The following is a 3,476-nucleotide window of genomic DNA, read 5'->3' on the forward strand; positions in this document are numbered from 1 at the left end:
AGGTGCATAAACTGTTTTAATATCTTTATCGTTCATATCCTCTCCTTTACAAGCACTTAAACTAAAAATAAGTAAGGTAGTTAAAAATATTTTTTTCATTTGAGGACCTTTCGATATAAAATTACACATCTAATTTATGAGATATAAATTCTTTCTGGTATATAAAACTTGTTATACTGTGTGAATTATTATCATACATAATAAGATTTTTTAATGCTTTCTAGGGAAACCATACAGATTTTAATTCTAACGTATCATTTTTTTCAAAAGTCTAGTTCTTTTCGTTTTTAAAAATAACACCTTTCATTTTTCCCAACTTAAATCATCTTTCATTTATAATTTATATCAAATTTTAAAATAAAATCAAATAAAAATAATTTATTAAATTTTTATTCTATCTATAATTTCACCTATTGATCTCTCCAATCCATCTTACAATATTACCTTTATCATCAATTTCTACTTCCAAATCTTTGTATTTATTGTAAAACTTAGGAGCTAAAATTTCATTGAAATATTTTTCACCTTTAGGAGTTGTTGCTACCCAGATATTGTATTGTGACCAATATTGTGGTATATCCCAAGAAGCATCACCTAAAATAAGACTATATCCATCCTCATCTAATGTTTTAGGATCATCTAAATCTCTAATAAATTTCTCTTGATAAAAGAAATTATCTCTAAAATGTATCCAAGCTTGATATTTATCTTCTTTATAATAAGATAAATTAGTAGGATAGTCTATTTTATTTCTATCTTCATCACAATAAGAACCAAAGTCTATATATCCTGCTAGAAAAAGTTGTCCTATGATGTTAATATATTCACTAATGTAAGTAGGTTTAGGAGTATTTAAAGAGAAAGGGTTGCTAAGATTGTCAATAGTGTAAGTATTTAATAAAATTAAATTATCACATTCCCATCTTGAAATACCTATGCTTTTATCGATAAATGGCAAAAATGAAACTTCAAGCAATTCCAAGATATCATTTTTTGCAATATTTGGAATTTGTGAAAACATTAACACATCTATTTCATCTTTTCCATAGCTATTAAAATTTAACTTGTTGATAAATTTTTCTTTCCACTCTTGATTTTTATTATAAAAAAAACTAAAATAACCTTTTTCATAACTTATAAATTTGCATTTCATTATGGTATTTCCTTATGAATTTTCATAATTTAGCTATTTCTTCTTTGCTTTTTATTAAAGGGATATTTTTATTATCTTTTAAAATTAACAAAAATCACCTATTAATCTCTCCAATCCATCTTATAATATTACCTTTATCATCAATTTCTACTTCCAAATCTTTGTATTTATTGTAAAACTTAGGAGCTAAAATTTCATTGAAATATTTTTCACCTTTAGGAGTTCTTGCTACCCAGATATTATATTGCGACCAATATTGTGGTGTATCCCAAGAAGCATCACCTAAAATAAGACTATATCCATCCTCATCTAATGTTTTAGGATCATCTAAATCTCTAATAAATTTCTCTTGATAAAAGAAATTATCTCTAAAATGTATCCAAGCTTGATATTTATCTTCTTTATAATAAGATAAATTAGTAGGATAGTCTATTTTATTTCTATCTTCATCACAATAAGAACCAAAGTCTATATATCCTGCTAGAAAAAGTTGTCCTATGATGTTAATATATTCACTAATGTAAGTAGGTTTGGGAGTATTTAAAGAGAAAGGGTTGCTAAGATTGTCAATAGTGTAAGTATTTAATAAAATTAAATTATCACATTCCCATCTTGAAATACCTATGCTTTTTCCATAAATAAGCAAAATATAATATTCAAATAGTTCTAAAATACTAACCTTATCTTTTAAACAAGATGGTATAATTAAAGTTGGATTAGCATGATCATTCTCTAAAAGCTGAGTTTTTTTCCATATATCAAAATCCATATCAGGAAAAAAAATAGCACACTTTTCATTTTCATCCCATTTTATAAATTTATATTTCATTGTTTACCCCATTTATTATATGTATTTTTCTAAGATTTCCGAGAATTTCTCCACCACTTCCAAAATCCGTTCTATATACAAGATTAGTTTCATCATCCAACTTATATCTTGTAAGAAACTTTTCCTGTTTTCTTATTTTTTATAGGAATTTCTCTTTGTTTTATCTTTTGAGTATTTTATTATTATCTTTTAAAATTAACAAAAATCACCTATTAATCTCTCCAATCCATCTTACAATATTACCTTTATCATCAATTTCTACTTCCAAATCTTTGTATTTATTGTAAAACTTAGGAGCTAAAATTTCATTGAAATATTTTTCACCTTTAGGGTTAATAATTGCATTAATGTTATATTTATCCCAACTATTTGGATTATCCCAAGAAGCAACTAAAAAACTATCGACATAAAAACGCTCTTTATAAATATAATTGTCCATAAAATATTTCCAAGCTTGATATTTATCTTCTTTCATATAATGCGTGAGCGTATATTGTTCTTCATCATTTATATAAAAATCTATCATATTATTTATAAATAATTTTTCAAATACCTTTAGAAATTCATTTTGATAATCTTTTGTATAAAGATTAAAAATCATAAAAAGTTCTGCATAATTGCTACATTCTAAAAAGTCGCATAAAAGGGTATATTCTATGATTTCTATCATATCATTTTTATTTATTTTATCATGTGTGCAAAATATATTAAGAAATGATTTTATATACAAATCGAGTAAAATATCCCATTGTGGAAATATTTCTCCGTTTTTATTTTCTATAATTTTAAATTTCATCAAGGTTTTCCTAAATGATTAATATGTATCTTATAATCCTCATTATTAATTTTAGCATCTATGGTAGGTAATTGCCACTCTTTTTACTTGAATCTTTGCTATCTATCTTTCACATAATTTCAGACGATATTCTTGTATAATTTGCTTGTTTTTAGAAATATATAAAACATTATTTTTAAAAATATTATATTCATAAATACCATTTTTAAAAACATATCCTTTAAAATTCATATTTACATCGCTAATAGACTTGCCATTTAAGATAATATATTTTCCACTATCTTTATTGACACCCACATATATAACTTTATCGCAAGTTATATTACCCTCTGGACATAGATTTAAGATTTTTATCCAAAATTTTTCATTTTCATAAGTGCATTGCTCTAGCGGAGTAAAACTATCTTGTGCTAACAAATAGGTACTAAAAAATAAAAGCAATAATATATTTTTAAAAATTACCATTTTTTTTACCTCTTCCTTTTTATTTCTTTATAAGTTATATAGTCTTAATTTACCAAGCCTTAAAAAGCTTAAATCACCTATTAATCTCTCCAATCCATCTTATAATATTACCTTTATCATCAATTTCTACTTCTAAATCTTTGTATTTATTGTAAAACTTAGGAGCTAAAATTTCATTGAAATATTTTTCACCTTTAGGAGTTCTTGCTACCCAGATATTATATTGCGACCAA

At 24.5% G+C, this 3,476-nt stretch carries 4 protein-coding genes; all 4 read right to left on the reverse strand.

Going from position 1 to position 3,476, the window contains the following annotated elements; all coding sequences use genetic code 11:
- Nucleotides 1–406: 406 nt before the first annotated feature.
- A complete protein-coding gene (locus tag CQA75_RS08750; RefSeq protein WP_137624579.1) occupies nt 407–1,153 on the reverse strand; it encodes a hypothetical protein in 747 nt (248 codons plus the stop codon).
- A gap of 94 nt (nt 1,154–1,247) precedes the next feature.
- The gene (locus CQA75_RS08755) at nt 1,248–1,982 is read right to left on the reverse strand and encodes a hypothetical protein (protein WP_137624580.1); all 735 of its coding nucleotides are present in this window, start codon (nt 1,980–1,982) and stop codon (nt 1,248–1,250) included.
- Nucleotides 1,983–2,187: 205 nt separating this feature from the next.
- Nucleotides 2,188–2,778 carry a RasGAP domain-containing protein gene (locus tag CQA75_RS08760; RefSeq protein WP_137624581.1) on the reverse strand — a complete coding sequence of 197 codons (591 nt, stop codon included), beginning with the start codon at nt 2,776–2,778 and terminating at the stop codon, nt 2,188–2,190.
- Between the two features lie 102 nt (nt 2,779–2,880).
- A complete protein-coding gene (locus CQA75_RS08765; protein WP_137624582.1) occupies nt 2,881–3,243 on the reverse strand; it encodes a hypothetical protein in 363 nt (120 codons plus the stop codon).
- Nucleotides 3,244–3,476 lie beyond the last annotated feature (233 nt).

It is taken from the genome of Campylobacter taeniopygiae, from assembly GCF_005406225.1.
In the GTDB taxonomy this organism is placed as follows: Bacteria; Campylobacterota; Campylobacteria; order Campylobacterales; family Campylobacteraceae; genus Campylobacter_D; species Campylobacter_D taeniopygiae.